We start from the raw sequence: 6,451 nt of genomic DNA, 5'->3' as shown, positions 1-6,451 counted from the left end.
ATGTCGGCAGAAGACTGTAGACCTGCTGAAAAGCGGGCCCCATGGCAGCAAGCGCGCGATCCACACGCAATTGATTGATGGCATCCAGTCTCTGTTTCAGTGTCTCAATATAGAGGTACAAGACATATCGCCTGATGTTTAAACCCGTTATACCGCAAGGGTGACGGATTTTAGAATTTCAACAAGAACCGCTACCGTCCGTTGCCGTCAGGTTGGGTAGTACGGGCTAACAAACGGTTTAAAACGTGATCAATCTAACACCTTGCCGTTTGACGGTAAAGAAAGATGCGCTACAGATAAGTTTAGCACCGTTTAAGGGCTGTAAATTCTTCAACACACCTTCGCCTGATGCAATTTTGAATTTTCAGAAAAACTCGAAAACTAACATCCTTATAGCAACAATGTTAGGATGACCAGTGGACGATAACGACGGTAACAAGCATGTTAGACAAAGTTTTAAGAATTGCCACACGGCAAAGTCCCCTCGCACTTTGGCAGGCACATTATGTGAAAGACCGCCTGATGGCGTGCCATCCCGGCCTGAGCGTGGAGCTGGTGCCGATGGTGACGCGAGGCGATGTGATCCTTGATACGCCGCTGGCGAAAGTGGGCGGAAAAGGGCTGTTTGTCAAAGAGCTGGAACTTGCGCTGCTTGAAAACCGCGCTGATATTGCCGTGCACTCGATGAAAGACGTGCCCGTAGAATTTCCGCAAGGTTTGGGGCTGACCACCATTTGCGAGCGTGAAGATCCGCGCGATGCGTTTGTCTCCCATCACTTTGACTCCATTGATGCAATGCCCGCTGGCAGCGTGGTTGGCACGTCAAGTTTACGCCGCCAGTGTCAGATAGCCGCTGAACGCCCCGATTTGGTGATTCGTTCGCTGCGTGGCAACGTCGGCACGCGCCTGAGCAAGCTCGATAACGGCGACTACGATGCCATCATTCTGGCGGTCGCCGGGCTGAAACGTCTGGGCCTGGAGTCCAGAATTCGCCTTGCGCTGTCGCCCGAACAATCTCTGCCTGCTGTGGGTCAAGGTGCGGTTGGCATTGAATGCCGCCTCGACGATGAGCAGACCCGTGCGCTTCTCGCGCCACTGAATCATGATGACACCGCCGTTCGTGTTCGCGCAGAACGCGCGATGAATACGCGTCTTGAAGGCGGCTGTCAGGTGCCAATTGGCAGCTATGCTGAATTAAAGGACGGTGAGCTGTGGCTGCGTGCGCTGGTTGGCGCGCCTGACGGTAGCCAGATGGTGCGTGGCGAACGTCGTGGCCCAGCGAAAGATGCCGAAGCACTGGGCGTGTCCCTTGCCGAAGAGCTGCTGGATAACGGCGCGCGGGCAATCCTTAAAGACGTGTATAACGGAGAAGCGCCTGAATGAGTATTCTGGTCACTCGCCCGTCTCCTCAGGGAGAAGAACTTGTCAGCCGCCTGCGCGCGCTGGGGCGAGAGGCCTGGAGCTTTCCGTTAATTGAGTTTACCCCTGGCCGCGAGCTGTCCGCGTTGCCAGAGCAGTTCGCCGCCCTGGGTAAAGACTCATTGCTGTTTGCCCTTTCCCAACATGCCGTTGAGTTTGCCCACGCTCACTTGCAACAGCTCGGCTTGCAATGGCCGTCCTCACCCGACTATTTCGCCATTGGGCGCACAACGGCGCTGGCATTACATAAAGTCAGCAGCCATCACGTTCGCTATCCGCTCGATCGGGAAATCAGCGAAGTGTTGCTACAATTACCGGAATTACAATCTGTTGCGGGCAAGAAAGCGCTGATTTTACGCGGTAATGGTGGCCGGGAACTGCTGGGGGAAACCTTACGCAGCCGTGGCGCCAGCGTTACATTTTGTGAATGTTATCAACGATGTAACCGTCATTATGACGGTGCGGAAGAGGCGATGCGCTGGCAGTCACGCGGCGTGAGCCGGATAGTCATCACCAGCGGTGAAATGTTACAACACCTTTGGTCGCTGATCCCTCAATGGTATCGCGAGCAGTGGCTGGTAAACTGCGACCTTCTGGTCGTCAGTGAACGTCTTGCACAACAGGCCCGGGAGCTGGGCTGGCGGAACATCAAGGTAGCCGATAGCGCTGACAACGACGCGCTGCTGCGTGCTTTACAATAACTCTCAACATTGGAAGCCATAATGACGGAACAAAAAGAGAACTCCGCCGTGGTTGAAGAGACCAGGGAGGCCGTGGATATCACGCCACAGCCGGAGAATGCTGAAAAGAAGAACGCTGAGAAGAAACATGGCAGCAACAAAACGCCACTGGTGCTGAGCGTAGTGGCTATCGCTATCGCACTGGCGGCGGGTGTCGGCCTGTATGGGCTGGTTAAGCAGCAAAACGTCAATCAGACCACCGCCAGCGATGCGCTGGTGAATCAGGTGACGGCCCTGCAAAAAGCGCAGGAAACCCAGAAAAGTGAGCTTGAAGGCGTTATCAGGCAGCAGGCCTCTCAACTGGCAGACGCGAAACATCAACAAGATGCGCTCAATAAACAGCTTGATGAACTGCAGCAGAAAGTCGCGACCATTTCAGGCAGCGATGCCAAAACCTGGCTGCTGGCTCAGGCCGATTTCCTCGTAAAACTGGCGGGCCGCAAGCTGTGGAGCGATCAGGATGTCACCACTGCCGCCGCGCTGTTGAAAAGCGCCGATGCGAGTCTGGCTGACATGAACGACCCGAGCCTGATAGGCGCACGTCGCGCCATCACCGACGATGTTGCGAGCCTTTCCGGCGTTTCGCAGGTCGACTACGACGGCATTATTCTCAAAGTGAATCAGCTGTCGAACCAAATCGACAATCTGCGTCTGGCGGATAACAGCACCGACGATTCCCCAATGGATGACGACAGCGGCGAGCTTTCGAGCTCTCTCAGCGAATGGCGCGTCAACCTGCAGAAGAGCTGGCAGAACTTTATGGACAGCTTCATCACTATCCGCCGTCGTGACGAAACAGCTGTGCCGCTGCTGGCGCCAAACCAGGATGTCTACCTGCGCGAAAACATTCGCTCACGTCTGCTGGTTGCCGCTCAGGCTGTCCCGCGTCACCAGGAAGAGACTTACAAACAGGCGCTGGATAACGTTTCAACGTGGGTCCGTGCCTATTACGACACCGACGATGCCACCACCAAAGCGTTCCTGGATGAGCTGGATAAGCTGAGTCAGCAGAACATCAATATGGATGTGCCGGACACGCTGCAAAGCCAGGCGATTCTGGAAAAACTGATGCAAACGCGCGTGCGTAATCTGCTGGCCCAGCCGTCCGTGGCCGCCACAGAAGCCGCACCTCAGGCTGAAGCGCCTGCCGCTGCTGCACCGCAAGGAGAATAATCATGATCAAAGTATTATTGCTCTTTGCGCTGTTGATCGCCGGGATCGTTGTTGGCCCCATCGTTGCCGGTCATCAGGGCTATGTTCTGATCCAGACCGATAACTACAACATTGAGACCAGCGTTACCGGGCTTGTGATCATCCTGATCCTGACAATGGTGGTATTGTTTGCCATCGAGTGGATCCTGCGTCGCATCTTCCGCACAGGAGCTCATACTCGTGGCTGGTTCGTAGGACGCAAACGCCGTCGTGCCCGTAAACAGACTGAACAAGCGCTGCTGAAACTGGCAGAAGGTGATTACCAGCAGGTTGAGAAGCTGATGGCGAAAAATGCCGATCACGCTGAGCAACCGGTGGTGAATTACCTGTTGGCTGCGGAAGCGGCTCAACAGCGTGGCGATGAAATGCGTGCCAACCAGCACCTGGAGCGCGCCGCAGAAAGTGCGGGTAATGACCTGATCCCGGTAGAAATCACCCGCGTTCGTATTCAGCTCGCCCGCAATGAAGATCACGCCGCACGTCACGGTGTCGACAGGCTGCTTGAGATCTCTCCGCGCCATCCGGAAGTTCTGCGCTTGGCAGAACAGGCATACATCCGCACCGGTGCGTGGAGCTCGCTGCTCGACATCATTCCTTCTATGGCGAAAGCCAATGTCGGCGATCAGACTCACCGCGATGCGCTGGAACAGCAAGCGTGGATTGGTTTGATGGATCAGGCACGTGCCGATCAGGGTAGCGATGGCCTGCGTGAATGGTGGAAAAACCAGAGCCGTAAGACGCGCCACCAGGTTGCTTTGCAGGTTGCCATGGCCGATCACCTCATTGAATGTGACGATCATGACACCGCCCAGCAGATCATTATCGATGGCCTGAAGCGCCAGTACGACGATCGTCTGCTGCTGCCGGTGCCGCGCCTGAAAACCAACAATCCTGAGCAGCTTGAAAAAGTCCTGCGCCAGCAAATCAAAAGCGTGGGCGACCGCCCGCTGCTGTGGAGCACCTTAGGCCAGTCGCTGATGAAACATGGCGAATGGCAGGAAGCGACCATCGCGTTCCGCGCAGCATTAAAACAGCGCCCGGATGCCTTTGATTACGCATGGCTTGCCGATGCGCTGGACAGATTACACCAGCCCGAAGAAGCCGCCGCCATGCGCCGGGACGGGCTGTTGCTCACACTTCAGAACAATTCACCTTCCTGATGCAATAAGGGGCCTTTTCGGCCCCTTTCTTTTCTCACTTTCCTGTGCCAGAGTCGAAGCTCTTCCGTACCTGACCGGGCCCGCCAATGTAACGACTTTTCAGCACTTACCGTTTTTCACTCACGCGCAATGACGCGTGGATAACGTATTGCTGGAGATCGTCTCACATGAATTCTCTGCTGTTTGCGCTGATACGCGCGTTGCGAAGCCATGCCTGGCTTCGTCTGATGGCTCTCGCCTTTATTGTGTCTTCTTTGGGAAATGGCCTGACCCAGGTCGTGGTGTTTGGTCAGCTTCTTCGCTGGCAGGCTTCACCCTCGGTGTTAACGCTGGCCTGGCTACTGGCGACTGTACCCGGGTTTATCGGCAGCCTGTTGGGGGAGAAGCTCTGTCGCCTCGCTCCTCCTCTGCGTTTGCTGCTGTTCTGTGAGCTTGCAGGGTTAGTCGCATTAATGTTGCCGCTGTTGGGTTTGCACTTTCAAAGCATTCCCCTGCTTCTTTCCGTGCAGTCAGCTGAAGCGCTGCTGGGTGGTATGTCATGGCCCGCTCTGGCGTTGACGTTCAAACGAGGGCTTTCAGCCGAAGAGCTTCCTGCCGCTACGGCTATGGAAAACCTGATCTTTGCTTCTCAGGTTTTATTGGGCACGGGCATCGGGGTGCTTCTTTTCGAACGGGTGAGTCCGGAAAGGCTGTTGACGGTGGACGCCGCAAGTTTTGTCGTCGCCTCATTGCTGTTGTGGCTGACGCAAAGGCGTATTGGTATCGGCCCACAAGCTTCAGCATCCGATACTCAACCAGCGCTGCGTTGGGCAACGCTCAGTATCCGTCAGAAGCGCAGCTTGCTTCTGCTGCCCGCTTTGGCTGCTGTGGGTGCCCCTGCGATGGCGCTCCTGCCCGCACTGGCACAGCAATTCCGACCGGATGACTCCACGGCACTGGCGTTGCCTTTGCTGTTTAGCCGAAGCCTCGGGCAGCTTTGCGGCCCTCTTCTGCTTAACAGTAAAAAGATGACGCAGCATATGCAGCACAACGGGTTGCTGCTGGGGTGTCTGGCGCTGTTTTTACTTTCATACGCCCTGATGCCTGCTCTGTCACACCATGTCGGTACGGCCCTGGCGACCATTTTCATTGCCCATCTTGCTTCGAACGTAGTGTTTGCGCTGGGAACCTTCAGCGTGCTTCATCACTTTGCGCAGGACTGTGTTGCCCACGCCAGCGCAAAGGCATACCGCTGGCAAACCCTGACAGCCACCTTCACCACCTTAATAACCGTTGTCCTCTCTGCGAGGTTTAACGCTATTCAAACCCTGTGGTGCGTTTCCTTCAGCGCATTATTGTTCGTCGCGGTCGTCTTATTCCGCTATCGAAATTAATCCCATAAAAAAACGCCTGCACTGAAATCAGGGCAGGCGTTAAAACAGGTCTGTTTGACAACAATTGGTGCTTCACTCAACGTTATGTCCATGGTGTTTGATGAGGCCGAAGCGACATCTGTCGGTGGACGATAAGCACCGTAAACGGCTCTGCGTCATTCCTGAGTTTATGAGGCGTAAACGCGAACATAAGAGATGGAATGAGCATCTACACGGATATTATTGCACACAGCATGCCATTCTTGCACCCCTCAATATCAGGGTGTTTGTGTTTTTAAGAATACAGGAGATGTCGCCAAAGGGAGACGCCAGAATTGCCTGATACCGAATGAACTGAGAATCAGTGAATTAAATGTCGCCATCTGGAGACATATTTCCCAAAGACGGGCAGCGCTAAGGTTTTTTATTTTCTGGAAAAGAAAGAGGGGAATTCAGAATAGAAAAAACCCCGCCGAAGCGGGGTTCAAAATTGGTCGGCGAGAGAGGATTCGAACCTCCGACCCACTGGTCCCAAACCAGTTGCGCTACCAAGCTGCGCTACTCGCCG

At 54.9% G+C, this 6,451-nt stretch carries 6 protein-coding genes and 1 tRNA gene; 5 read left to right on the top strand and 2 right to left on the bottom strand.

What is annotated here, in order from left to right; all coding sequences use genetic code 11:
* The coding region (locus ACRCWW_RS04550; RefSeq protein WP_438681346.1) for a hypothetical protein at positions 1 to 121 on the bottom strand (121 nt) is incomplete at its 3' end.
* Positions 122 to 441: 320 nt separating this feature from the next.
* Between ACRCWW_RS04550 and hemC the strand changes: the two genes are divergently transcribed.
* The 5 genes from hemC (at position 442) to ACRCWW_RS04525 (ending at position 5,904) form a co-directional block, all read left to right on the top strand.
* Positions 442 to 1,383: a hydroxymethylbilane synthase gene (hemC, locus tag ACRCWW_RS04545; protein WP_438681345.1), complete on the top strand. Its 942-nt coding sequence runs from the start codon at positions 442 to 444 to the stop codon at positions 1,381 to 1,383.
* Complete coding sequence (hemD, locus tag ACRCWW_RS04540; protein ID WP_438681344.1) at positions 1,380 to 2,120, top strand: uroporphyrinogen-III synthase; 741 nt, start codon at positions 1,380 to 1,382, stop codon at positions 2,118 to 2,120. Before hemC ends, hemD begins: the two co-directional genes overlap by 4 nt.
* A 21-nt stretch (positions 2,121 to 2,141) precedes the next feature.
* Positions 2,142 to 3,332, top strand: a complete 1,191-nt coding sequence (gene hemX, locus ACRCWW_RS04535; protein ID WP_438681343.1) for a uroporphyrinogen-III C-methyltransferase — start codon at positions 2,142 to 2,144, stop codon at positions 3,330 to 3,332.
* Between the two features lie 2 nt (positions 3,333 to 3,334).
* Positions 3,335 to 4,531 (top strand): protoheme IX biogenesis protein HemY, encoded by a 1,197-nt coding sequence (gene hemY / locus ACRCWW_RS04530; protein ID WP_438681342.1) that lies wholly within the window; start codon positions 3,335 to 3,337, stop codon positions 4,529 to 4,531.
* Between the two features lie 167 nt (positions 4,532 to 4,698).
* Complete coding sequence (locus tag ACRCWW_RS04525; RefSeq protein ID WP_438681341.1) at positions 4,699 to 5,904, top strand: MFS transporter; 1,206 nt, start codon at positions 4,699 to 4,701, stop codon at positions 5,902 to 5,904.
* Between the two features lie 470 nt (positions 5,905 to 6,374).
* Here ACRCWW_RS04525 and ACRCWW_RS04520 read toward each other — a convergent pair.
* A tRNA-Pro gene (locus ACRCWW_RS04520) sits at positions 6,375 to 6,451 on the bottom strand.

The organism is Scandinavium sp., from assembly GCF_051650185.1.
Lineage (GTDB): Bacteria > Pseudomonadota > Gammaproteobacteria > Enterobacterales > Enterobacteriaceae > Scandinavium.
Note: the sequence above shows the minus strand (reverse complement) of the source record. Positions and strands in the feature narration are given on the sequence as shown.

Coding starts and splice junctions, on each gene's coding strand:
- hemC (WP_438681345.1), top strand. CDS start 442: ATGTTAGACAAAGTTTTAAGAATTGCCACACGGCAAAGTCCCCTCGCA.
- hemD (WP_438681344.1), top strand. CDS start 1,380: ATGAGTATTCTGGTCACTCGCCCGTCTCCTCAGGGAGAAGAACTTGTC.
- hemX (WP_438681343.1), top strand. CDS start 2,142: ATGACGGAACAAAAAGAGAACTCCGCCGTGGTTGAAGAGACCAGGGAG.
- hemY (WP_438681342.1), top strand. CDS start 3,335: ATGATCAAAGTATTATTGCTCTTTGCGCTGTTGATCGCCGGGATCGTT.
- ACRCWW_RS04525 (WP_438681341.1), top strand. CDS start 4,699: ATGAATTCTCTGCTGTTTGCGCTGATACGCGCGTTGCGAAGCCATGCC.